Genomic DNA, 24946 nt, shown 5'->3' on the forward strand with positions numbered 1-24946 from the left:
TCTCACTTTAAAAAAGGGCTGGGAAATCCCAGTCACTAAATTTTCTTGAATCTATTTTATAGATTACTGAGGGCACCAATTGCAGTTGCAAAAATTCCCAATAAACTTGCTACTAGCATGATAATCACGATAAACAAGGTTATTTTCTCAAACATCGTTTTTTTACGATTTCCATTATCTCCAAATGCCATTTTTCTCTCCTTCGTTACATTCTATTTTCTATTATCTTAGCATGAATTGAGCTAGTTTTCAATAGTCACTTGCTACTGGTGCGATAATCCATAAAATGATATAAGCTACAATTCCCGCTCCGTAACAGCAAGCAAGAACACCCCATATTACACGAACAATAGTCGGATCCATATCAAAATAATGGGCTACCCCAGCACAAACACCAGCAATTTTTTGATCACTACCACCTCTCATCAATTGTTTTTTCATAGCTATTCCTCTTTCTATTCTTCATGGTCTTTCCAATAATCTCTGATGCTGATTAACTGTGTTTTTGAAGCCTTCAGCATGCGTCTAGAGCCTTTTACCGGTACAGCGACTACCTTTTGCGGAAGATACAAAACTGTTTTAAAAATACGCTGACTGACCGTATCATCTTTTGCTAAATCTTTCTGGAAATTATTTGAAATAATAGCATCAAGATAAAACTCATGCACCCGTTTCCCAAAGTTCTCAGCCGAAATCTCGTACAATTTTTCTGATAAGGTATGCTCATTCATGTCTGGTGTTGCAATCAGGGCTTCTAAAATGGCTCCAGCCAAATCATACTCGCCGTAATACAAGGTACCAAACATTTTATCACTAATAAGATTGTCCAGATACGGATTTCCGTGAGCAATAACAGGCGTTCCACTAGCTAAGCTTTCCAAGTAGGTCAAACCCTGCGTTTCACTTGTCGATGCCGAGATGAAGAAATCTGCCGCCTTATAATAAAGAGCCGTCTCACTAGGAGCAATCATCCCTGTAAAGACAACAGAGTCTTGAATCTCTAGTTTCTGAGCTTGCTCTTTGAGATCATCCAGATAAGGACCATCCCCAGCTACCACCAGTTTAACCTTGTCTTCTTCTTTCAGAACTTCTGCAAAGGCTGCTAAAACTGCTTGAATATTTTTTTCATAGGAAATTCTGGAAAGACTAAGCAACATCTGTTCATCATCTTGAATCCCTAATTTACTACGCAGTTCTTTCAAATTTTCCTGCTTGATTTCCGGACGCTCAAACTTGGCTAATTCAATCCCAGTTGGAATGACGCGTTTTTCAACCTTGACCTTATAGTCAGATAGCAAATCACGGACAATCTCACTCGGGCAAATAACCCCATCCACATCGTGCAGGAAACCTCTGACCAGATACTTGACCATACTAGGACGAATCAACATCCCCTTGGCAATATAATGCACATAGTCTTCGTACTGGGTGTGATAGGTATGGATGACTGGAATTTTCAATTCACGCGCAATCCAAATCCCCAACAAGCCAAGAGAAAATTCTGTCTGAGTGTGGATAATATCTAGCTGATATTGTTTAGCAATTTCAAGTGCCTTACTGAATCCTCGATAGGCAAAGCGGCGATCCTTAAAAGCAAAGAAGGGAACACTTGGAATGCGGATAATTTGCCAATCTTCATAGCGATTGACATCCTTATCTGTCGTCGTAAAGATAAAAACAGCATGTCCCTGTTTTTCAAGTTCTGTTTTCAAGGTTCGAATACTGGTCGCAACACCTGAAACCTGAGGAAAATAGGTATCTGTAAATAAACCAATTCGCATAGATTACCTCACTTTTTACTTTCTCCCTAAAGTGGCTTGTTTCTCATAAAAGTCCAACCAGATTTGTAACAAATGCTCTTCTGAATACTCTCTGGAAATATTCTTAGCTTTTTCTTTGAGATCTTTTAAAGCATCAGGATTTGCTTGATATTCCAAAATAGCTTCTTTCATCTCTTCTCTATCTGCTGTCGCCCGATAATTTCCCTCCAAAATCACCTTATAAAGATCCAAATCACGCAACATAATCGGAGCTTCACAACTGGCAGCCTCTAAAATCGTCATCGGAAAGAGTTCATTGTAACTAGGCAACAAGAAAAGATTCGCTAGGGCATACAATTCGCGCATCCGCTCTGGCGACACAATGCCTGGAAACATCAAATTTTCAGGTGGATTTTCCATGATTTTCTTGTAGCGTTCATAACCATCTGTCATGCCACCAAAAGAAAAACCGCCAGCCCAGATAAAGGTAATCTGCGGCAATTCCTCAGCCAGACGGATAAAATCGTCAATCCCTTTGCGTTTCTGAACTTGACCAGCACCTACTACGATAAACTGATTGTCACTAAGACCTAGCTCTGTACGCAGTCTGACTACCTCTTCTTGTGGAAGTGGATGCCATTTTTCCTTGTTGACAAAGTTAGGAATATAAGTCACTTTTTCACGTGGAATACCAGCCGCCACCAAATCCTCAATGAACATAGGATTGACCACCACCAGGTGCTCCATCCGGTTGTAAAAAGAAAATACATAGCGTTTCACAATTCCCTTTAAGAAAAATGGAATTTTCAAACTCCCATCAAGTGTATCAGGCAAGAAATGCACATAGCCAATTTTCCTTCCTGAGCGTTTCTTTTGGAAGGTTGATAAATAATAGGGGAAATCAATTGTATGAAAGTGAGTCACATCTGCCTCTATTGGAAGATTTTCTGTAACAATCAATTGGTCCTTGGCATCACGGTGAAGAAGACGAACTAATTCACGATAAGCACCTGAAACTCCTTGTCCTGCTACTTTCTCACTTGAACTCAACATATTGATACGTAATTTCTTTTTTTCCATAACTACTATTATATCATTTTCTTTGAATAAAATCAGCAAAAGAAAGGAGAGACTAGAGGAAAAGAGGGGGAAATTTCCTCGCTCTTCCAATAATCTCTCACATGCTTTTATTTGTTTACTTAATGCCTAGGGCAATGCGTGCATAGCGACTCATTTTTTCAACTGTCCAGGCTGGATACCAAACTAATTTGACCTCAGTATCCGTTACTTCTGGCACCTCTGTCATGGCATCATAAATCTGGTCTGTCAAAAGGTCTGCTAGGGGACAACCCATAGTTGTCAAAGTCATATCAATCTCTGTTTGCCCTGTGTCACCGTCAAAACGAATCTCATAAATTAAACCAAGATTGACAATATCGATTCCCAACTCAGGGTCGATGACTTCTTCTAAGGCTGTTAAAATCCGTGTTTTGATGTTTTCGATTTGCTCTTCTGTATAAGCCATATTTTCCTCACTCTTAGTCTTCAATAAAATCACGAAGCGGTTTGCTGCGACTTGGTTGGCGTAATTTTCTCAAAGCTTTAGCTTCAATCTGACGGATACGCTCGCGAGTCACGTTAAAGACTTTACCCACATCTTCAAGAGTGCGCATTTTCCCATCATCTAGTCCAAAACGTAGACGCAAAACATTTTCTTCACGGTCTGTAAGAGTATCCAAGACCTCATCCAACTGCTCACGCAAGACGATACGAGTCGTATAATCCACTGGATTTTCAATCACTTCATCTTCGATAAAGTCTCCAAGATGGCTATCATCTTCTTCACCGATAGGAGTTTCAAGAGATACTGGTTCTTGAGCAATCTTCAAGATTTCACGAACCTTATCAGGTGTCATATCCATACGTTCAGCAATCTGTTCTGGTGTTGGATCTTGACCTAATTCTTGAAGGAGATTACGTTGTTCACGAACCAATTTATTGATGGTTTCAACCATGTGGACAGGGATACGGATGGTACGAGCTTGATCCGCAATAGCACGAGTGATGGCCTGACGAATCCACCAAGTTGCATAAGTTGAAAACTTGAACCCTTTAGAATAGTCAAACTTGTCAACCGCCTTCATCAAGCCCATATTTCCTTCTTGAATCAAGTCAAGGAACTGCATACCACGACCGACATAGCGTTTGGCGATGGAAACAACCAAACGAAGGTTGGCTTCCGCAAGACGTTGTTTGGCTTCGATATCACCAGCTTCAACAGCCAGTGCCAATTCTTTTTCCTCTTCATTGGTCAAGAGAGGAACGACTCCGATTTCTTTCAAGTACATACGGACAGGGTCATTAACCTTAGCAGAAGTTGACCCAATCAAGTCCTCATCGCTGAGTTCTGGTTCTTCTTCATTGCTAAGAACACGCGCACTCGGATTTCCTTCGTTATCTGTGATCGAAATTCCTGCATCCTGAATCCGTTGCAAGAGATCTTCAATCCCATCAGCGTCCAAGGTAAAAGGAACGACAAGACTAGCATTGATTTCATCATCTGTTGCTGTCCCTTTTTGCTTATGATTACGGATAAATTCTGCTACTTGTACGTCAAATGTTGTTACTTCTTTTTGTTTTGTTGCCATTATTACTCCATTCTTCTCTTTTGGGAAATTAAACGTTCCAATTCTTCTAGGGCTGTATCTGTATCTCCTACATGGCTAGCTTCCTGCACCTTCTTTTTGATTCTCATATTGTCCTGATTCAAGAGAGCCTTATTTCGAGTCAACTCTACTTCACTAAGTTCCTGCGGTGACATCTCAACAGGCAAATCCTGAGCTAAAACCTGATACCAAGCTCTTTCAACTTCATCTGTCTGTTCCGCTAAAACTTCTGGAGGAAGATTGCCATACTGACCAAGCAAGTCATATAAGACCTGAAATTCAGGTGTTTCAAATGCAAAGTCTTCTCTCAAACGGTAATCATTCAAAACAAGAGGGGATTCCATCATTCGATAAAGTAGATGAGCTTCTGCCCTCATAATAGCCGATAACTGCTTGGTGACAGGCATAGTGATTTGCGTCGGTCTGGAAACCCCTTCCATGCGATTCTGCCTTTGCGCCTGACGACACTCATTAACAATCTGCTCAATCTGGGCATAATCAAAGGATGCCAGACTGTCAGCTAAAATATGAATATAGCTGTTTTGAGCAGTGATGGACTTTTCTTGAACAATCAAGGGAGCTATTTTTTCAATAAACTCAATCTGGGCCTGCAGATTTTCACTATTTTCAGGCTTATACTGATGAATGTAGAACTCAATCGGACTAATACGAGTTTTTGTTAATAGATAGGCCAAGTCTTCTGGTCCATTTTTTTGTAGATATTCATCTGGATCCAAGTTATCAGGCATGCTGACGATTTGCACAGGCATATCACCAATTTCGTCCAGCACTTTCAATGTCGCAGCTTGCCCAGCCTTATCGCCATCGTAAACAAGAACCAACTTCTTGGTTAACCTTTTCAGATGCTCAACATGCTCACGACTCAAGGCTGTTCCCATAGATGCGACAGCGTTTTCGATTCCAGACCGATAAGCTGCAATGACATCCATGAATCCTTCCATCAGGTAAATCTCGCTGGCTTTTCCAGAAGATTTTTTTGCCCTATCCATATGATATAATTCGTAACTTTTGTTAAAAATTGCAGTCGATCGGCTATTTTTATACTTAGAAGTTTGTGAATCCGTTTTCTGCCAGATACGACCTGAGAAGGCAATAACCTTTCCCTGGTCATTTGTCAGGGGAAACATAATGCGATTGTGAAAGGTGTCTACAAATTGATTGGCATCTGAGAGGTAAAACAGTCCTGAATCTAGGAAATCCTCATCACGATACTGACCAGACAAACGTTGATAGAGATAGTTTCGTTCTGGAGGTGCTAAACCAATCCGAAAATGCTTGAGCACTTCATCTGTCAAACCACGCTGATAGAGGTAATTTCTGGCCTCTTCCCCCATGGTCGCTGTCATGAGAATAGCATGGTAAAATTTGGCTGCATCTTCGTGCATATCATAAAGAGCTTGGTGAGGCGAAACTGGCTTTTGTTCACTATAAAGCGGTTTTTCCACCTCAATTCCAACACGCTGACCTAAGATTTGGACAGCTTCCATAAAAGGAACCCCTTGGTACTCCTCGATGAACTTAAAGACATCACCCGAGCGGCCACAACCAAAACAGTGGTAAAACTGCTTGTCCTCTACAACGTTGAAAGAAGGTGTTTTTTCACCATGAAAAGGACAGAGCCCTAGATAGTTCCGTCCTGCCTTTTGTAAAGAAATCACATCCCCTATGACTTCCACAATGTTGGCATTGTTTTTGATTTCTTCAATGACTTGTTTGTCAACCATACACAATACCTCCATGTTATCATAGTTTACTTTATATAGTATACTTTATTTCAGAAAAAAAGTAAACCATTTCACTCATTTTCCTTACTTTATTCAAAGAGCTGATAATAATCAGAGATTTTCATTTTTGCTTTTTCTTCTTGGTTCAAATCTTGGATAATTCGTCCTTCTTTCATGACAATTAAGCGATTGCCATATTTGAGAGCATCTTCCATATGGTGGGTAATCATAAGCGCTGTCAGCTGATCTTTCTTGACAAATTCATCCGTCAATTCCATGAGGGCAACACTGGTCTTTGGATCAAGAGCTGCAGTATGCTCGTCTAACAAGAGTAATTCAGGTCGCTTCAAGGTTGCCATCAAGAGACTCAAGGCCTGTCTTTGCCCACCTGATAAGAACTCAATTGGTGTATTCAAGTGTTTCTCAAGACCATTTCCTACTTTTTCAATTGTTGTCTGAAACTCATCCTTATAGCTAGCCAGACGTCTTGGTAACAATCCACGCTTTTCACCACGAAACTTGGCAATCAAGAGATTCTCTGCCACTGTCATACGAGGAGCTGTCCCCATCTTTGGATCTTGGAAAACACGAGACAGATACTTAGCCCGCTTTTCTGGTGAAAACTTTGTAACATCCTCACCTAAAATACGGATGGTTCCACTGGTTAAGGACAAGGTTCCTGCAATAGTGTTAAAGAGAGTTGATTTCCCAGCACCATTTCCACCTAAAATCGTGATGAAATCCTGTTCAAAAATTTCTAAGGAAACATCATTTAAAATAATCTTTTCTTCATCAAAGCCATTTTTAACGACTTTGGTTGCATTTTTTAATTCTACAATTGCTGTCATTTGCTTAATTTGGCTCCTTTCAAGATTGTTTGCTTAAATGTTGGAATCATGAGGCAGACTGCTAAAATCACTGCACTGTATAGACGAAGGTAACTTGTGTTAAAGCCAAGCGCGATAACTGCCCATACTAAGAATTGATAGGCGATAGAACCGACAACAATGGTAACCAAACGCTCTGCCAAGCTCAAGCTCTTAAAGATAACTTCTCCAATAATCAAACTTGCAAGCCCCACAACGATAACCCCGATTCCTCGAGACACATCGGCATAGCCTTCTTGCTGGGCAATGAGAGCGCCTGCAAGGGCAATCACACCATTTGATAAGACCAAGCCCATAAGCTCCATGCGCCCAGTATGAATCCCGAAACTTCTAGCCATATCAGGATTGTCACCTGTAGCAATATAGGCTTGTCCTAGTTTGGTGTCCAAGAAAAAGAGCATGAGAGCAATAACAATACTCACAAAGATGAGACCTGTCAAGAGTTGATTCAAATCCGAATCAAAAGGCAAAACATCCTGAATTTGCTTGGTTCCAAGCAGGCCTAAATTCGCACGTCCCATAATCAAGAGCATGATTGAGTGACAAGAAGTCATCACCAAAATCCCTGAGAGCAAGGTTGGGATTTTCCCTTTTGTATAAAGAAGCCCCGCAACCATTCCAGCCAAACAACCTGCTCCAACAGCAAGCAGTGTTGCTAAAAAGGGATTCACGCCTTTGGTTATCAAAGTGACAGCAACAGCTCCCCCAAGAGGGAAAGAACCTTCTGTTGTCATATCTGGAAAGTTCAAAATCCTAAATGTCATAAAGATTCCCAGACCTAGAATAGCCCAGACAAATCCTTGAGAAATAATGGAAACAATCATATTTTATTTAATCCTTTCTATATTCATCTTTTTAAAAAATGGGAAGAGTCTCCTCCTCCCTACCTTATTTATTCGATGACTTGTCCTGCTTCTTTGAGAACAGACTCAGGAATCGTAATACCTAGTTCTTGTGCTATTTTTTTATTGATCACTGACTTACCAGTTGAAAAGACATTGACTGGGGTATCGGCTGGTTTTGCACCTTTCAAGACTTGCGCAATCATTTTACCAGTTGCCACACCAAGGTCATGTTGGTCAACTACAACTGATGCCAAACCACCTACTTCTACCATAGCTGTCGCACTTGGATAAATTGGTTTCTTAGAACTTTGATTGCTAGAGACAACCGTTGGAAATCCTGATGCAATGGTGTTATCAATTGGAACCCAAATAGCATCTACCTTGCTAGTCATAACAGTGACAGTTGAGGCAATTTCATTTGTTGAAGGAACTGCAAATGTTTCCACTGTCAGACCTGCTTTTTCAGCATAAGCCTTAAATTCTTCGACCTGTGTTTTTGAATTATCTTCGCTGCTTGAGTAAAGAGCTCCGATTGTTTTCACATTCGGTGTCAAAGCTTTGATGAGTTCAACTTGTTGTTGAGCTGGATTGTGGTCAGATACCCCTGTAATGTTGCCACCTGGTTTTTTCAAATCTTTGACCAAGTTAGCACCAATTGGGTCTGTAATAGCAGCCATGATAACAGGTAGGTCTTTTGTGGCGCTTGCCAAACCTTGAGCAGCTGGTGTTGCAATACCAACCACAAGGTCATTCCCATTTGCAACCAATTGTTTACTCATTGTCGCAACCTTACTTTGGTCACCTTCTGAGTTCATAAAGTCGATCTTCAACTGGTCATCTTTATAACCTTCTTCTGCAAGTCCAGCTTGAATCCCTTTATAAATCAAATCAAGGGATGGATGACTCACAAATTGAAGCACACCAATCTTGGTTATTTTCTTCTCATCCTTATTATTCTGAGCTTCTGGTTTATTCATTGAAGAGTAAATCAAGCTTCCTGCTACTAAGACTGCTAATGCAGCAATAATTCCAATTAAACGTTTATTTTTCATTCTATTTCTCCTTTTTATTCCTTTAAAATACTTCACTTATCTAATACTCTTCGAAAATCTCTTCAAACCACGTCAGCTTCACCTTGCCGTAGGTATATGATACTGACTCTGTCAGTTCTATCCACAACCTCAAAACAATGTTTTGAGCAGCCTGCGGCTAGCTTCCTAGTTTGTACTTTGATTTTCATTGAGTATAAACAAGCGACGCCATCGTTTTCTTTCCATACTAACCTCCATCAAAAAAATCCTCACACAAAAAACTTGTGTGAGGACGTCGATGCGCGGTACCACCTCAATTATAGGGAATTTCCCTATCGCTCTGTCTCGCAATAACGAGATGCACTGTAAGGTGTGCTCACCGAATTTTTATGATTTCAAATTCTAAATAGCATTCAGCCCAATTTTCATCATCGCCACTTATCTGTTTTCAGCTACCACAGACTCTCTAAAAAGTTTGTACGATTACTTTTCTGAATGGTTAAATTATATCATTTTTAAACTACTTGTCAATAGTCTATTAGAATTTTTTTCATCTTCACTTTTGAAAATGATTAGCCTGAATTACGCAATCCTGTCGCAATTCCGTTGATGGTGATATGAATCAATCGTTCTTGATCACTTGACAATTCTCCACGACGTTGGCGTTTAATCAACTCTAACTGAATATAGTTGAGAATATTAAAGTAAGGCATACGGTAATCCAGACTAGCTTTTAGATATGGATTGTCAGCTAAGAGTTCGTCATGTCCTTCAATAGCCAAGATAACGTTCTTAGTAACTTGCCATTCATTTAAAATAGTCTCATAGATGGCCTTAACTTGCTCATCTTCACAAAGTTTAGCATATTCAAAAGCAATATTCATATTTGATTTTGACAAAACCATATCAACATTTGAAAGAAGCGATTGGAAGAAAGGCCAATTTTGGTACATGTCTCGTAAGATAGCAATATTCTCTGGATTTTTATCGATAAATTCCTTGAAGCTTGAACCAACCCCGTACCATCCAGGGAACATAACACGACTCTGTGACCATGAGAATACCCAAGGGATGGCACGCAAACCACCGATTTCAGTAATCGTCTTACGGGCGGCTGGACGAGAACCAATATTAAAACTTGAAATAGCCTTGATTGGACTTGACTCGAAGAAATAATCATAGAAATGCTCATTACCAAAGACCAAATCACGGTAGATATCGTAACTACGGTCCACTACTTGATCCATAATGGCTTCATAACGATTTGAGGTATTGGTATCGCTCTTCTTCTGAGTAATCATACGGTTAATAGCTGCCGATACTAGCATTTCAAGGTTATAGTAAGCAGCGTCTTTATTACCGTATTTATTGCCAATTACTTCACCCTGCTCCGTCAAGCGGATACGATCCTTGATAGACTTGAGCGGTTGAGATGTGATGGCTTCATAGGTTGGCCCACCACCACGACCGACAGTCCCACCACGGCCATGGAAGAAGGTAACCTTAACGCCAAATTCATCTCCAATAGCAGTCAATTGTTGTTGAGCCTTGTAGAGGGTCCAACATGATGACAAGTAACCGCCATCTTTATTACTGTCAGAGTAGCCCAACATGATTTCTTGATAGTTATTACGTGAAGCAATCCATTTTTTGGCAAGAGGAAGAGAAAGATATTGTCTCATTGTTTCCTCTGAATGATCCAAGTCTTCAATTGTTTCAAAAAGGGGAACAATCTGAACACGCGCCCTTTCCGTATCCACCAGTCCTACTTCTTTTAATAGAATAGCTAATTCTAGCATATCAGAAAGGCTGGTTGCATGTGAAATGATGGTCTGACGGATGACATCATCTCCCAACTTATCTTTCAAAACACGAGCCGTCTTAAAAATAGCTAGTTCTTTTGCTAATAATTCTGATTTCTCTGCGTGAGTCGCAGAAAGAATTCGGGGATCTTCTTCTAACTCTTTCAAGAGAAGGTCACATTTTTCTTCTTCGCTCAACTCGCTATATCGAGAATGAATTCCTGCTGATTTCAAGAGTTCTGCCACACAGGCTTCATAGACGCTAGAGTCTTGTCGCATATCAATTGATGCTAGGTAAAAACCAAATATCTCTACTGCCTGCAATAATTCCACAAAATCACCTGAAATCAAGGACTCGCTCTTATTTTCTAGTAGAGAATCTCGAATGGCAATCAAATCCTTGTAGAAATCATTGGCGGTTTCATAACGAGTCCCAACTTCCTTATCCTCAATCAGATAGGTTTTTGTTGCTTGGATTTTTGATTGAATATCAAACAAGGCACGACGGTAAAGCTCTTTTTCGCGGTAAATCGAGTTATCCTTGGATTGACGAGCCATTTCTCTGACTTGCTTACTTACATTGACAATGCTAGTTGAAAGAGAAAACTCACGATAAAGTTGGTAAATCTTTTCATCATAATAGTTCATGATGACTTCACACTGAGTGAGTGCAGACTGTTTCAAGGTATCTGCTGTAACAAAGGGATTACCATCACGGTCTCCACCAATCCACATACCCATGGTGATTGGCTTAGCCTGTTTTAAATTCAACCCATGTGCTTGCGCTAAGCGCTTATACTCCGTCGTCAAGTGAGGTACAGCTTTCAAAAAGGAGCTGTTGTAATATTCCATAGCATTCGTGATTTCGTTAGTCACTTTTAATTTTTTCTCACGAATCATGTCTGTCTGCATAATAATTTCGATGTAACGACGCAAATCATTGTGCCATTTTTCTTTATTGATCAACCCCAACTTAACATCACGGTATTTACGCAAAAGACTATGAATATGATTTGTTAAATCCAACATACTTTTGCGTTGCACTTGTGTTGGATGGGCTGTCAAAACAGGGACAACATTCAAGTGTTCAAGAATTTCAACGGCATTTTCTTTTTCAGCAACCATTTTGATCGTTGTAGATAATTTACCTAAATAGTCCTGATCAATATTATTTTGATGATTGATTTCATAAGCTAAATCCACATCCTCTGAAATATTAATCAAAAGAGGTAAGATTGAAAAATAGCGTGAAATATAGACCATTTCATCATTTGATAAGCTAGTCACTAGACGGTTTAGACCTTGATAATCTTCCTGCGTTGATAATTCTTTCAACTGCATGATTTTTTCAAAGGTCTCTGGGGCAAGCATATTTTTAGTAATATCTTCCAGCAATTCTGTTAGAATCAATACTTCTTCTTGCACAACACTTTTATTACTATAATTTTCTAATTTTTGAAGAGACATAGACTATCCTTTCTTTATTCTACTTCACAGAAGGTTCATTGGTTGATTTTCCAATTCTCGGTACAACTTAGCGCGTTTTTCACTGGCATCAATATTTAAGACAAAGGCCACTGCCACTGACAAGACTAGAAGACTGTTTCCACCCTGGGATAAGAAGGGAAAGGTTACTCCTGTAGATGGAATCAAGCCCGAAATCCCTCCGATATTGACAAATACCTGAACCAACATCATCCCTCCGACACCGAGTGCAACCATGGCATTGAAAGGATTCTCCGCTCGGATACCGACCAAGATAATCCGCAAAATCATGAAAAACAAGAGAGCTAAAATCAGACTGGCACCAACAAAGCCAAATTCTTCAATCACGATAGAAAAGACAAAGTCTGTATGAGCTTCTGGTAAATAACCTCGTTTTTCAATCGAATTCCCAAGACCTAGACCAAACCAACCGCCATTGACCATGGCAAAATAAGAATTAGATAACTGGTGACCCGCATCCGCACGATCGGCAAAAGGATTAAAAAAGGCACTAAAGCGCTTGGCCACATAGCCAAATACTGGAATTTTTGAAAAGGTCTCAACACCGATTAGGCTGATAGTGGTCAAGACAAAGACAGAAGCGGCAGATACGAGCGCCAGAATGGTTGAAAACCAACGATAAGCGATTCCACTAACTGTATACATAATCAAGGAAACCAATACTAAAATAGTCGCATTTCCTAAATCAGGGAAAATTCCCAAACTTCCAATCAGAACCAGGAGAACGAATCGCCAATCATTAAAAGCACGGGGAAGCCATTGATTTTGAGTCAAAACTTGAAAATCATAAATAGCTATTTCTTCTTGCTGTTTGGAGAATCGGTGAGCCAAATACCAAATAATAATGATTTTTAAGTACTCAGCTGGCTGAATAGTTACTCCTGCAACCGAAATCCAACCGTATGCCCCGTTCACGGAAATACCAATAAAACGAGCCAAAAACAATAAAACCATTTCTATCAATATAACTAAAATGATTAGTCGCTCATTTCTCAAAAAATCTAGTCTCAATTTATAAATTAAGGCAATCAGTATCAAACTAACAATCCAAAAGATTCCTTGATTTCGAACCAATTGCAAGGCGCTCTTGCCTTCTTCAATTAAAATAGCGCTGGTGGTCGAATAGACCACAATCAAGCCCAAAATAGATAAAAGCAAGTAGGGAATCAAGATGGAATAATTTAATAAGTGCCTCTTACTAATCTTCATAGTATCACCACTCTACTAGGATACAGACAAATCTGTTCCAAATTCCGTTTTATTTTCTAGTTTTGATTGCTATTATACCATTTTTTCAGAAAGAAAAAAACTCTTACCTTACAATCCTTCGAATTTTACTGTTTTTTATAATTAGGGCAGAATTTGAAATCGTAAAACCATTTTGAATAAGAGTTGCTTCAACCCATTGACTCCGATGGATTAAGTTGCTTTCGTGAATACTAAAATCAGCCGCAATTTGTTCATAAGTGCGCTATTCTCGCATGTATTGAATAGTTACCTTGAGGAGATAGTCTAGGCTTAATTTGGGTTTTCGTCCACCTTTTGCGCGTTTACGTTGATAAGCTGTTTTTAACACAGCTAACATCTCTTCAAAAGTCGTGCGCTGAACACCTACAAGGCTCTTGAAACGGCTATCGCTTAATTGCTGACTTGCTTCAGAATTCATAGTTTTATTGTATTATATTTTGTTTCGCAGAAAGTCTATTATTCCTTTCGTTCAAAGGTTTTTACGCTTTTAGCAACAAGCTTACACACTGAGCGTTTCGGACTTACCGTATCGTTTCGTCGGTTTTCCTCTTCATTCTACGAGTCCTATCGAATGGGAGAACATTTACTTCTACTTCGCTGATACCTCAGCTTGTACAAGCAGTGATACTGCCTCAACATGGTAAGTCTGCGGAACTCAAAAGGTTTGGGGAACCTTTTGAGGATTAACTACGTTTCTCTAACAAACTTACACATTCGACATGATGCGTCTGGGGAAATAGGTCAACCGGCTGTACTTTCTTCAACTCATATCCCAACTCTTGGTAGAGTTTGATATCACGTGCCATAGTTGCGACATTACAAGAAATATAGGCAATGCGATCAGCTCCTGTTTGGCTACTTGCCTTGATAAAGCTTTCGGTTAAGCCCTTGCGTGGAGGATCAACCAAGATAACGGTTGGTTCTATTCCATCTTTAAGCCAAGTCTTCATAGCATTTTCAGCTGTGTCGCAGACATAGTAGGCGTTAGTAATGCCGTTCAAGCTAGCATTTTTCTTGCTATTTTCAACCGCTTCTGGAATGACTTCAACACCATAAACTTCTTTGACATGTTTAGCAACAGAGAGGCCAATTGTTCCAATACCAGAATAAGCATCGATAACCACATCATCTGCTCTTAATTCAGCAAAGTCAATGGCTGTTTGATAAAGTTTTTCAGCCATTTCAGTATTGACTTGGTAAAAAGCGGGTCCAGCGATTTGGTAGTCATTTCCCAACATTTGGTCGGTAATATAGTCTTGTCCATAAAGTGTGCGCCATTCCTTACCAAAAATAGCATTAGTGTTCTGGTCATTGATATTTTGCATAACAGACACAATATCTGGGAACTGCTTGATTAGTTGTTCAATCAATTGCTCTACACGAAAAATCTTCGGACGAGTGGTCACCAAAATAACCATGATTTGTCCTGAATAGTGTCCACGACGTACCACAAGATTTCGAATCAAGCCAGATTGTTCCTTTTCATCATAAGGTTTCAGGTCATAACGACGGAGCAAGTCACGTAGAGCTACTACTACCTCATCAATCACAGGATCTTGGATAAAGAAATCTTCCAGAGGCATGAGGTCGTGGGAATTCTTACGGAAAAATCCTGTTTCTAAGATAGCATTAACACGACGAACAGGGACCTGTGCTTTGTTGCGGTACTTGACTGGATTTTCCATACCAAGCGTCTCAGCAACCTCTACATCAGCAATTCCAGCAATCTTGTATAGACTGTCCTTGACTTGCTTAGTTTTAAACTTGAGCTGTTCTGGATAAGAAAGGTGTCCTAAATCCGCGATTCCTGAACGCAGGTAAGCCAAATCTAGATCTTGATTACGGTGTGGTGACTGGACAAGGTATTTTTCAACTTTTCCAAAGCCAATCTTTTTATTGACCTTGAGGACACGCATGAGAATTTTTTCACTCGGTAAAGCATTCTCTACAAAAAAGACCAAACCATCCACCTTGGCCACTCCTGCACCTTCATGGGTCAAGTCAACAATTTCAACTTCTACAATATCATTTTTCTTTAACATTCTCTTCTCTTTCTATTGGCCGACAAAAAAGACGGCAACGTTACGGTTACCATCTATTATACCATGATTTTTCTTAAGAACCAAAACTCTTGAAGAAGTTGACAATGGCTTGCCAGAGGGAGCTTAAGAAGTTCCCACCGTCCTCTAGCGCCTTATCCGCATCAAAATTAAGGTTGATATTTTTAAAACTGTCGCCAGCTTGTGAAACAATACTTTGTTTAAGGTCATTTAGGGTTTTAGTGAAATCTGCATTGCTGAGGATATCACTCTTTGAGAGATTCAAAGCAAAATTGATGATGATATTGATTTGGTTTCCTGTTATAACCTGATCAAGTTTGTAATTTTTCAAGGTATCTTCAACAATTTTACGGACATCTTCCTCTGTCAGATTTCCCTTGCTTTCTTTAGCTTTGGCGAGTCCTGACTTGATATCGGCTAGGGCAACGTTTAATTTATTAGCATCATAGCCTGATTTGTCCTTATTTTCAGCATTGATATCTGACAAAGCCTTTAGCTCTTCTTGAGCCAAATCTTTATTGGCCTGCGGCACCTTGGCTCCATTAGCTTCTAGCGAATAATAAATCCCTGCTAAGGCACTCTCACCTGTAACTGGAATGGGTGCTGCTACAGTGATTTTGGCATGTTCCACTCCCAGCGTTACGGCTGCGTTTCGGTACATATCCTGCGTCACCTTAGTAATGTTTTCTGGAGTTTCAATCTTGACCTCAAGTGGTGATTTGTCACCTAGTTTTTGAATCTTGGCTGATGAATACAATTGTAAGCTAGAGTCATTGGCAACATTCATAATCTTAGAATAGACATCAGGTGTCATGGTCTTGAGTTCTTTTGTATCTGTTGAGGCATTGTAGCCTAGTTTTTTAAGGGTTTGATTTTTTTGATCTTCAGACAATGAAGAACCTAGGACATATTCAGGTTGGACATAGGTTTCATCGATAACTTTTTGAACATCTGTTGCTGCATGGGCGCTATTCATAGCTGTTACTGCCCACAAGACCGCAGCACTGGTCAGAAAGAGTTTCTTTCTCATAGGGAATTCCCTCCTTTACCTTTCTAGAGTAATATATCTATCTTAAAGAAAACTTATAACAAAAACACCTGGATTAGCCAGATGTTGAAAAGAGAGTGAAACATTTGATGATGTAAAGGTTGAGTTGCACCTGTCTAGAATAATAATAGTTTCCTCCATTTACATAGAGTTCGGCTCCATGAAAAATGGAAATGGGGTGAATATAACTATAAGTCTTTCCAGTGGTATTGCCAAGCAAGGGGGCAACAGTCTCACGAGAGTACTGTTTAGCCAGAGCCAAGGTATTTTCCTTGCCATTTTGTGCGATAAAATCGATATAGGCAGGACCAAAATTATAGGCTTGAACAGCTGTCCAGACATCTACCCCCTGCTTCTGGGCTAGATAGAGATTGTCTGTCAGAGTTTGAACGCCTTGCCGAATGCTAGAGGCATTATCATTGATGGTGTTGGTGGAACCACTTGCAGACTCACTAGACTGCATAACATCGCCTTCTTTTCCTTTTGTTTCGGTATAAATCATAGCGAGCACAAGCTCTTCGTTTGCTGGGGTGTCTTTTTCACTCAAGATTTCTCGCACCATGGGTTGATAGGTCATGACTTGCTTGACATCTTGATGAACGCGGTAAGCTTTGTAGCCAGCAAAAAGGAAGACTGCTAGTACAAGCACTCTTCGAATTCGTTTAAACATTATTTACTTTGGATATCCTCGATATTTTTGATTAAGATAGAGTAAGTTCCATTGTCGTTTTGGATAAACTCAACAGACTCGGCGTCTTGATAGACGTTATTGGGAACGATGAGCTCAATTCCATTTGACAAGGAGAGTTTTTGATTTTCAAATTTCTTTAACTGGCGACTGGCATCAATTTCATCAAATTGAACAGGCTCTGGTACAGCTTCCTTGACTTGATCAATAAAGCTCAAACGAGCCGTCAGATTATTATCAAAAAGGTCGTTAGCCAATTTCTCAGGTGACAATTCATTGCTTTCTTCTAGATTGTTGAAAATCGCTGATTTGACCTTGGATTGAAATTGAAAGTCATCTGTGTTAAAAGTCTCAGCAATTCTCTGGGCCGTTTTTTCCAGTTCTTTGATAGATTTCTTAGGAGAAATCTTAGGGGCGACAGCAAGAAGATTATCTGAAAAGTAATTCAAAAAAGTCCCGTTGTACTTGATTCGTTTTTCAATCAGGTGGTACTTGCGACTCTGAAGATTGACCACCAAGGCCTCGTCAGCACCCGTCCCAAATCCAGGCAGGTTATTCTGAGTTAGCTTGATTGGATTATCAACTTCTCCACCGAGGTGGGTCAAGGTCTCCCGCAGGGCAATTCGCAAGAAAGCAAAATGTTCTACACCTTCTTTAGAAAATTGCGCAAAAATCAAGTCATTGGTCTTGAGATTTTCTGAAATGCTGAACTCCTCTTTCCAGAGATTAGCTAGTGCTACTGATGTCTCCAACAAATCGTCTGTGATATGATTGAAGAAGAGATTTTCTTCCTCGAAAATCCCAGTCTTGGCTTCATCTGAATACACACGTTCAATTTTTTTACGCAGGTATTCTTCGATTTTTGGAGTAATATTGAGAAGCTTATCCGCTAGAAACAGCTCGGTATCAGCCGGACTGAACTGGTGAATAATGGCTTTCTTAATATAAATGTCCATAAAAGTTTTAGTCCTCGTATAATGGGAAGGCGTCTGTCAACACTTTGACTTCACTTCTCACTTCTTCTAAGACAGCTTCATTTTCTGCATTCTTAAGGGTTTTAATGATGAGTTCAGCCACTTTGCGACTTTCTTCTTCACCAAATCCACGTGCAGTAATGGCTGCTGCTCCGATACGAATACCACTTGTCTTGAATGGTGACAAGGTTTCGTAAGGGATTGAGTTTTTATTTAGGGTAATATTGACTTCATCCAGCAAGTTTTGGGCAACTTTGCCATTTTCTACAACCTTAGTCACATCCACTAGGAAGAGGTGGTTTTCAGTTCCGCCAGAAATGATACGGAAATCAGGGTCTTGCAAGAAGACATCTGCCATAGTCTTGCTGTTCTTGATAACATTAGCAGCATATTCCTTGAAGGCTGGATCCAAAACTTCTTTGAAGGAAACAGCTTTAGCCGCCACAACGTGCTCCAAAGGACCACCCTGAATACCAGGAAAAATAGCTGAATTGATTTTCTTAGCTAAGTCTTCATCATTGGTCAAAATCAAACCACCACGAGGGCCACGAAGGGTTTTGTGGGTCGTTGTTGTCGTGATGTGAGCGTATGGTACTGGGCTTGGATGTAGACCAGCAGCAACCAAACCAGCGATATGAGCCATATCTACCATAAGTTTAGCCCCAACAGCGTCCGCAATTTCACGGAATTTTGAAAAGTCGATAATTTGAGAATAGGCTGAAGCACCTGCTACGATTAGTTTTGGTTTGACTTCTTGGGCTTGTTTCAAGATAGCATCAAAGTCCAAGAGTTCTGTTTCAGGATCCACACTATAAGAAACAAAGTTGTAGGTTTGACCTGAGAAACTAACTGGAGCTCCGTGGGTCAAGTGTCCACCTGCTGCTAAATCCATCCCCATAACGGTATCACCTGGCTCAATCAAGGCCATGTAAGCCGCACAGTTAGCTTGGCTTCCTGAGTGAGGTTGGACATTAGCGAATTTAGCGCCGAAAATTTCTTTTGCGCGTTCAATGGCAAGAGTCTCTACCACGTCTACCACATCCGTTCCACCATAATAACGGCGGCCTGGGTAGCCTTCGGCGTATTTATTCGTCAAGATAGACCCTTGAGCTGCCATAACAGCCTTGGAAACTACGTTTTCCGAAGCAATCAACTCGATATTGTTTTGCTGGCGTTCTTCTTCTTTGGCAATAGCATTCCAGAGATCAGCATCGTATGCTTTAAAATCATCTTTATCAAAAATCATAGGTCTTCTCCTTTATTGTGTGACTAGTCCATTAGTTTAATTTTCTTATTAGAAAATCAAACTAAAAGATGCGAATAAACCGTTTCTGCACTTTATCACAAGTATAACCAACTTTTTCATAAAATGCATGAGCTCCCAGACGATGATCGGCAGAGTTTAAACGGATAAACCCATAACCACGTCTTTTGGCTTCTTCTTCCAACCCTTGTAGTAAACTTTTACCAATACCTTGACCTTGCGCTTGAGGTGAAACTGCTAAGGCTAAGATATTAAATCCTGCTTTGGAATAGAGTGATTCGTAAACTTCAGCGTGGACATATCCAAGCAAGGCATGACTAGCTTCATCCTCATAGCCAAGTAGAAAATGATGTGAATTCTGAGATAATCTAGCTAATTGACTAGCCGTTTCATCTGGACTAAAAGAATAACCCAAAGCCTCTTGGTTGATGTCACATATAGCTTTCACATCTGTTTCTTGCAAATCTCTTAGCATTTCATGCCTCCTCAAAAGAAATCTCTGGCAACCGAGTAAGAATATCTTCTCGCTTAATCGCCCCTTGGCGTAAGATTTTCACCTTGTCTCCAGACAAATCTATAATAGTTGAATCCTGTCCAGTTAGAAAAGCATCGTCTTCCAGACCCAGAACTTCTTGGTCAAAATCCTTCAGAATTTGTTCAAAGGTCACTCCACTTGCCTGACCTGAAATATTGGCAGACGGCCCAATCAAAGGACCTGTCTCTCGAATCAAATCAAGCGTGATAGGATGACTTGGCATCCGAAATCCAACAGTTGCAAGGTCAGAATTGACCCAATAGGGAACTCGGTCATTAGCTTCGAGAATAATGGTCAAGGGACCTGGTAAAAAGGTCTCGACAAGTTTTTGTAGATAAGTTGGCTGATTCTTTGAAAAGTGTAAGATATTCTCTAAAGAGGCAATATTGAGATTGAGTGCCTTGTCTCTAGGACGACGTTTGAGCTGGTAAACATGGTCAACTGCTTTTTCGTCTAGCGCCTTGGCAAAAAGACCATAAACCGTCTCTGTAGGCAGAACGACTGCTCCGCCCTTTTCCAACTCTTGTCTAATCCTGTCCATCATCAACCACGACCATCCTATCTTGACCAAATTGGTCCTTGAGTGTTCGTACTCGCTTTTCAGGAAGATGTTTCCTAAAAAGTTCAGGAACACTTTGACCTTGCTTGTATCCAATTTCAAGGTAAATCTTACCACCATCTTTGAGATAGTCTTTTGCATCTTCCGCAATTCTACGGTAAATAGCTAGGCCATCCTCATCTGCAAATAGAGCTAGATGAGGCTCCGAATGCAAAACATTCAAGCCGACCTCTGACTCATCTTCACGAGAGATATAGGGTGGATTGGAAACAATTATATCATATTTTTCAGAAATTTCTGTAAAACAGTCAGATTTTTTTAAAAATATTTGAAGATTTTGATTTTTAGCATTTTCGCTGGATACATCTAAAGCATCTTGGGAAATATCTGCTGCTGTCACTGACCAATCTGGTCTGTTTTTTGCTAAGGCGAGAGCAATAGCTCCACTACCTGTTCCAATATCCAGAACTGAAAAATTCGTCTCAGGATTTTCAGCTAGGATAAGCTCAACCAATTCCTCTGTCTCTGGACGAGGGATCAATACTCGTTCATCCACTTTTAGCTGCATTCCATAAAAATCTGCCTGTCCAATGATATACTGTGCCGGTTTATGAGCTGCTAACTGTTGAAAAATTCCTTTTACAAATTGTTTTTCTTCCTCTGTTACCTCTTTCTGGAGGGCAAAAACAAAGTCTGTAAAAGATAGATTTTTCAGGCTACGATAGACAAAAGAGAGGCTTTCAGCTTCCTCTCCTTGTCTTATCAATTCTTCTTCAAAATCTGAAAATAATTGAGCTAATTTCATTATTTGTTTAATTCTTCTAATTTTTGTGTTTGGTCATAAAGAACCAAGGCATCCACAACTTCGTCCAATTTACCAGACAAAATGGTATCTAGTTTTTGGAGAGTCAAGCCGATACGGTGATCTGTGACACGGTTTTGTGGGAAGTTATAAGTACGGATTCGTTCTGAACGGTCACCAGTACCGATTGTTGACTTACGCTCAGCGTCTTGTTCGTCTTGTGCAATCTGAGCAAAGTGGTCAGCAACACGCGCACGAATGATTTTCATGGCTTTCTCACGGTTCTTCTGCTGGGTACGTTCTTCCTGCATCTCAACCTTGATATTGGTTGGCAAGTGAACTATACGAACGGCAGTCGCAACCTTATTGACGTTCTGTCCACCAGCACCAGAGGCGTGATAGATGTCGACACGAAGGTCTTTTGGATCAATGTCGTATTCAACCTCTTCAACTTCTGGCATAACAAGAACTGTCGCTGTCGAAGTATGAACACGGCCTTGACTTTCTGTCACAGGGACACGTTGCACACGATGGGCTCCAGACTCATACTTAAGTTTAGAGTATACAGATTGACCAGAAACCATGGCAACCACTTCTTTGAAACCACCGACACCATTCATAGAGGCCTCCATGACTTCAAAGCGCCATCCTTGGGCTTCCGCATACTTTTGATACATAGTTAGAAGGTCTCCAGCGAAAAGTGCTGCTTCGTCTCCTCCAGCTGCTCCACGGATTTCTAGGATGATATTCTTGTCATCGTTTGGATCCTTTGGAAGGAGTAAAATTTTGAGTTTTTCTTCGTATTCTTCTTTTTCAGCCTTGGCATCTTTGAGCTCTTGTTTGGCCATTTCTTCCAAGTCCGCATCTCCGCTTGATTCCTTAATCATCTCTTCAGCGTCAACGATGTTTTGAAGGACTTGTTTGTACTCACGGTAGGCTGTTACGGTATCACGAGTTGAAGCTTCTTCTTTTGAAAGCTCCATGAAACGCTTTGTGTCCGAAACCACATCTGGGTCACTGAGCAACTCTCCTAATTCTTCATAACGGTCTTCTACAGCTTGTAGTTGATCATAGATGTTCATTTTTCTTCATTCTCCTTATTGATTTCAGGGGCAAAATAATGTTTACGGCAAACCGAGATATAGGTTTCATTACCACCAATCTGAATCTGCTCACCATCATAGACTGGTAGTCCATCCTGTGTACGCAAAACCATAGTTGCCTTTTTCTTACAATACTGACAGATGGTTTTAATCTCATCGATTTTATCTGCTAAAAGCAAGAGATATTTTGAACCTTCGAATAGTTCATTGCGAAAGTCGTTTTTCAAACCAAATGCCATAACGGGTATGTCTAACTCGTCTACAACACGAGCTAGGTCATAAACATGATGACGTTTGAGAAACTGGGCTTCATCGACCAAAACACAGTATGGTTTCTCAGGTAAATCTCGGATAAATCCAAAAATATCTGTTGACTCCTCAATTGCAATGGCAGAGCGTTTCATGCCAATACGACTCGACACATAGCCAACACCGTCACGAGTATCCAGAGCCGAGGTCATAATCACAACACTTTTTCCCTGCTCCTCGTAGTTATAGGCCACCTTGAGAATCTCGATTGTCTTTCCAGAGTTCATGGTCCCATAACGATAATACAACTGTGCCATGTTTCTTGCTTCACGTCCATTTCTAAATTTTTGCTACATTCTAGTATATCATAATTTTCTTAAGCTTTAAACGGCAAAATGTGGTAAAATAGAAGAAATCAAAAACTAGTGGAGGAAGCTATTATGCCATTTGTACGCATCGATTTATTTGAAGGACGCACGCTCGAGCAAAAGAAAGCTCTTGCTAAGGAAGTGACGGAAGCTGTTGTCCGTAATACTGGAGCCCCTCAATCTGCTGTCCATGTCATCATCAACGACATGCCAGAAGGAACTTACTTCCCACAAGGGGAAATGCGCACCAAATAAGCTAGCTTAAGCAGAATTGCTTAGGCTTTTTCAATCTCCAAGTAACATCCATTGAAGAAATAGCCTAAATTTGTTACAATTTGAAAGGATACTTGGAAAAATTTCTAAGAAAAGAGCTATTTATTAAAGGAAACATTATGATTACACGTGAATTTGATACCATCGCTGCTATCTCTACTCCACTAGGTGAAGGGGCTATTGGTATTGTCCGCTTGAGCGGAACAGACAGTTTTGCTATTGCGCAAAAGATTTTTAAAGGAAAAGACTTGAGTCAGGTTGCTAGCCATACCCTTAACTACGGTCACATCGTTGATCCTCTGACTGGTAAAGTCATGGACGAAGTCATGGTTGGAGCCATGAAATCTCCAAAAACCTTCACTCGTGAGGATATTATCGAAATCAACACCCACGGTGGGATTGCGGTGACCAATGAGATTCTCCAGCTAGCTATCCGTGAAGGAGCTCGATTGGCTGAACCTGGTGAATTTACTAAACGTGCCTTCCTAAATGGACGTGTGGACTTGACTCAGGCTGAAGCCGTTATGGACATCATCCGTGCTAAGACAGACAAGGCCATGAACATTGCAGTTAAGCAATTAGACGGCTCCCTTTCTGATCTTATCAATAATACCCGTCAAGAAATCCTCAATACGCTTGCCCAAGTCGAGGTTAATATTGACTATCCTGAGTATGACGATGTTGAGGAAGCCACTACTGCTGTTGTCCGTGAGAAGACTATGGAGTTTGAGCAATTGCTAACCAATCTCCTTAAGACAGCCCGCCGCGGTAAAATCCTCCGTGAAGGAATTTCCACTGCTATTATCGGACGCCCAAACGTTGGGAAATCTAGCCTCCTCAACAACCTCTTGCGTGAGGACAAGGCTATCGTTACAGATATTGCTGGTACTACTCGAGATGTCATTGAAGAATACGTCAACATCAACGGTGTCCCTCTCAAATTGATTGATACAGCCGGTATCCGTGAAACGGATGACATCGTGGAACAAATAGGTGTTGAGCGTTCGAAAAAAGCCCTCAAGGAAGCCGACTTGGTTCTACTGGTGCTAAATGCCAGTGAACCACTAACCGCCCAAGACCAACAACTTCTTGAGATTAGCCAAGATACAAACCGTATTATTCTTCTTAATAAAACCGACCTGCCAGAAGCGATTGAAGCTTCGGAACTACCTGAAGACGTTATTCGTATTTCAGTCCTTAAAAACCAAAATATCGATAAGATTGAAGAGAGAATTAACAACCTCTTCTTTGAAAATGCTGGCTTAGTTGAGCAAGATGCTACCTACTTGTCAAATGCCCGTCACATTTCCTTAATTGAGAAAGCAGTTGAAAGCCTACAAGCTGTAAACGAAGGTCTTGAACTGGGGATGCCAGTTGATTTACTTCAAGTTGATTTGACTCGTACTTGGGAAATCCTCGGAGAAATTACTGGGGATGCTGCTCCTGATGAACTCATCACCCAACTCTTTAGCCAATTCTGTTTAGGAAAATAAGAAAAATCCATGATCGTTCTTGCGGTCATGGATTTTATTG

25 protein-coding genes, 1 pseudogene and 1 other annotated feature are annotated in these 24946 nt (G+C 40.5%); of the genes and pseudogenes, 2 read left to right on the forward strand and 24 right to left on the reverse strand.

Features of this window, described 5'->3' with window-relative positions; all coding sequences use genetic code 11:
* Positions 1-56: 56 nt before the first annotated feature.
* The 24 genes and pseudogenes from OVN23_RS05745 to OVN23_RS05860 all read right to left on the reverse strand — a co-directional run bounded on the left by OVN23_RS05745 (position 57) and on the right by OVN23_RS05860 (position 23089).
* Complete coding sequence (locus OVN23_RS05745; RefSeq protein ID WP_000863859.1) at positions 57-191, reverse strand: DUF4044 domain-containing protein; 135 nt, start codon at positions 189-191, stop codon at positions 57-59.
* A 58-nt stretch (positions 192-249) separates the two neighbouring features.
* Positions 250-426, reverse strand: a complete 177-nt coding sequence (locus OVN23_RS05750; RefSeq protein ID WP_173234132.1) for a PspC domain-containing protein — start codon at positions 424-426, stop codon at positions 250-252.
* 29 nt (positions 427-455) lie between these two features.
* Positions 456-1781 (reverse strand): glycosyltransferase family 4 protein, encoded by a 1326-nt coding sequence (locus OVN23_RS05755; protein ID WP_173234027.1) that lies wholly within the window; start codon positions 1779-1781, stop codon positions 456-458.
* Between the two features lie 15 nt (positions 1782-1796).
* Complete coding sequence (gene cpoA, locus OVN23_RS05760; RefSeq protein WP_267240794.1) at positions 1797-2840, reverse strand: alpha-galactosylglucosyldiacylglycerol synthase; 1044 nt, start codon at positions 2838-2840, stop codon at positions 1797-1799.
* Positions 2841-2955: 115 nt separating this feature from the next.
* A complete protein-coding gene (locus tag OVN23_RS05765) occupies positions 2956-3285 on the reverse strand; it encodes a metal-sulfur cluster assembly factor (protein WP_000331929.1) in 330 nt (109 codons plus the stop codon).
* Between the two features lie 13 nt (positions 3286-3298).
* A complete protein-coding gene (gene rpoD / locus OVN23_RS05770) occupies positions 3299-4408 on the reverse strand; it encodes an RNA polymerase sigma factor RpoD (RefSeq protein ID WP_000201906.1) in 1110 nt (369 codons plus the stop codon).
* A gap of 2 nt (positions 4409-4410) precedes the next feature.
* Positions 4411-6171: a DNA primase gene (dnaG, locus tag OVN23_RS05775; protein WP_267240795.1), complete on the reverse strand. Its 1761-nt coding sequence runs from the start codon at positions 6169-6171 to the stop codon at positions 4411-4413.
* 89 nt (positions 6172-6260) lie between these two features.
* A complete protein-coding gene (locus tag OVN23_RS05780; RefSeq protein WP_247930265.1) occupies positions 6261-7019 on the reverse strand; it encodes an ABC transporter ATP-binding protein in 759 nt (252 codons plus the stop codon).
* Complete coding sequence (locus tag OVN23_RS05785; protein ID WP_267240796.1) at positions 7016-7882, reverse strand: ABC transporter permease; 867 nt, start codon at positions 7880-7882, stop codon at positions 7016-7018. Before OVN23_RS05785 ends, OVN23_RS05780 begins: the two co-directional genes overlap by 4 nt.
* A 68-nt stretch (positions 7883-7950) precedes the next feature.
* Complete coding sequence (gene trpX, locus OVN23_RS05790) at positions 7951-8955, reverse strand: tryptophan ABC transporter substrate-binding protein (protein ID WP_267240797.1); 1005 nt, start codon at positions 8953-8955, stop codon at positions 7951-7953.
* Between the two features lie 62 nt (positions 8956-9017).
* On the reverse strand, positions 9018-9143 hold the full coding sequence (locus OVN23_RS05795; protein ID WP_050211763.1) for a hypothetical protein: 126 nt from the start codon (positions 9141-9143) through the stop codon (positions 9018-9020).
* Between the two features lie 76 nt (positions 9144-9219).
* Positions 9220-9437, reverse strand: a binding site (T-box leader).
* Between the two features lie 69 nt (positions 9438-9506).
* Positions 9507-12203, reverse strand: coding sequence for a phosphoenolpyruvate carboxylase (gene ppc, locus OVN23_RS05800; RefSeq protein ID WP_173252953.1), 2697 nt, complete (start codon positions 12201-12203; stop codon positions 9507-9509).
* 24 nt (positions 12204-12227) lie between these two features.
* Positions 12228-13451, reverse strand: a complete 1224-nt coding sequence (ftsW, locus tag OVN23_RS05805; protein WP_061439109.1) for a cell division peptidoglycan polymerase FtsW — start codon at positions 13449-13451, stop codon at positions 12228-12230.
* Between the two features lie 142 nt (positions 13452-13593).
* Positions 13594-13908, reverse strand: a pseudogene (locus OVN23_RS05810) (transposase family protein); the annotation flags it as partial.
* 265 nt (positions 13909-14173) lie between these two features.
* Entirely contained in the window at positions 14174-15532 is a 1359-nt protein-coding gene (gene rlmD / locus OVN23_RS05815; protein ID WP_173252955.1) for a 23S rRNA (uracil(1939)-C(5))-methyltransferase RlmD, read from the reverse strand.
* A gap of 73 nt (positions 15533-15605) precedes the next feature.
* Positions 15606-16580, reverse strand: a complete 975-nt coding sequence (locus OVN23_RS05820; protein WP_042751122.1) for a DUF1002 domain-containing protein — start codon at positions 16578-16580, stop codon at positions 15606-15608.
* Between the two features lie 73 nt (positions 16581-16653).
* Positions 16654-17268, reverse strand: coding sequence for a cell wall hydrolase Pmp23 (pmp23, locus tag OVN23_RS05825; protein ID WP_004254352.1), 615 nt, complete (start codon positions 17266-17268; stop codon positions 16654-16656).
* On the reverse strand, positions 17268-18242 hold the full coding sequence (locus OVN23_RS05830) for a nucleoid-associated protein (protein WP_267240798.1): 975 nt from the start codon (positions 18240-18242) through the stop codon (positions 17268-17270). The genes pmp23 and OVN23_RS05830 overlap by 1 nt, the downstream gene beginning before the upstream one ends.
* Before the next feature lie 7 nt (positions 18243-18249).
* Complete coding sequence (gene glyA / locus OVN23_RS05835; protein ID WP_173252958.1) at positions 18250-19506, reverse strand: serine hydroxymethyltransferase; 1257 nt, start codon at positions 19504-19506, stop codon at positions 18250-18252.
* Between the two features lie 61 nt (positions 19507-19567).
* Entirely contained in the window at positions 19568-19999 is a 432-nt protein-coding gene (locus tag OVN23_RS05840; protein ID WP_101506923.1) for a GNAT family N-acetyltransferase, read from the reverse strand.
* A 1-nt stretch (position 20000) separates the two neighbouring features.
* Positions 20001-20603 carry an L-threonylcarbamoyladenylate synthase gene (locus OVN23_RS05845; protein ID WP_173252960.1) on the reverse strand — a complete coding sequence of 201 codons (603 nt, stop codon included), beginning with the start codon at positions 20601-20603 and terminating at the stop codon, positions 20001-20003.
* On the reverse strand, positions 20587-21423 hold the full coding sequence (gene prmC, locus OVN23_RS05850) for a peptide chain release factor N(5)-glutamine methyltransferase (protein WP_101506921.1): 837 nt from the start codon (positions 21421-21423) through the stop codon (positions 20587-20589). The genes OVN23_RS05845 and prmC overlap by 17 nt, the downstream gene beginning before the upstream one ends.
* Positions 21423-22502: a peptide chain release factor 1 gene (gene prfA, locus OVN23_RS05855; RefSeq protein ID WP_001028819.1), complete on the reverse strand. Its 1080-nt coding sequence runs from the start codon at positions 22500-22502 to the stop codon at positions 21423-21425. Before prfA ends, prmC begins: the two co-directional genes overlap by 1 nt.
* Positions 22499-23089, reverse strand: a complete 591-nt coding sequence (locus OVN23_RS05860) for a thymidine kinase (protein WP_000068157.1) — start codon at positions 23087-23089, stop codon at positions 22499-22501. Before OVN23_RS05860 ends, prfA begins: the two co-directional genes overlap by 4 nt.
* A 123-nt stretch (positions 23090-23212) precedes the next feature.
* Here OVN23_RS05860 and OVN23_RS05865 point away from each other — a divergent pair, with 123 nt between their 5' ends.
* Positions 23213-23395 carry a 4-oxalocrotonate tautomerase gene (locus tag OVN23_RS05865; RefSeq protein WP_001117401.1) on the forward strand — a complete coding sequence of 61 codons (183 nt, stop codon included), beginning with the start codon at positions 23213-23215 and terminating at the stop codon, positions 23393-23395.
* A gap of 137 nt (positions 23396-23532) precedes the next feature.
* Positions 23533-24906: a tRNA uridine-5-carboxymethylaminomethyl(34) synthesis GTPase MnmE gene (gene mnmE / locus OVN23_RS05870; protein ID WP_173252961.1), complete on the forward strand. Its 1374-nt coding sequence runs from the start codon at positions 23533-23535 to the stop codon at positions 24904-24906.
* Positions 24907-24946 lie beyond the last annotated feature (40 nt).

Source organism: Streptococcus sp. Marseille-Q6488, from assembly GCF_946902925.1.
GTDB lineage: Bacteria > Bacillota > Bacilli > Lactobacillales > Streptococcaceae > Streptococcus.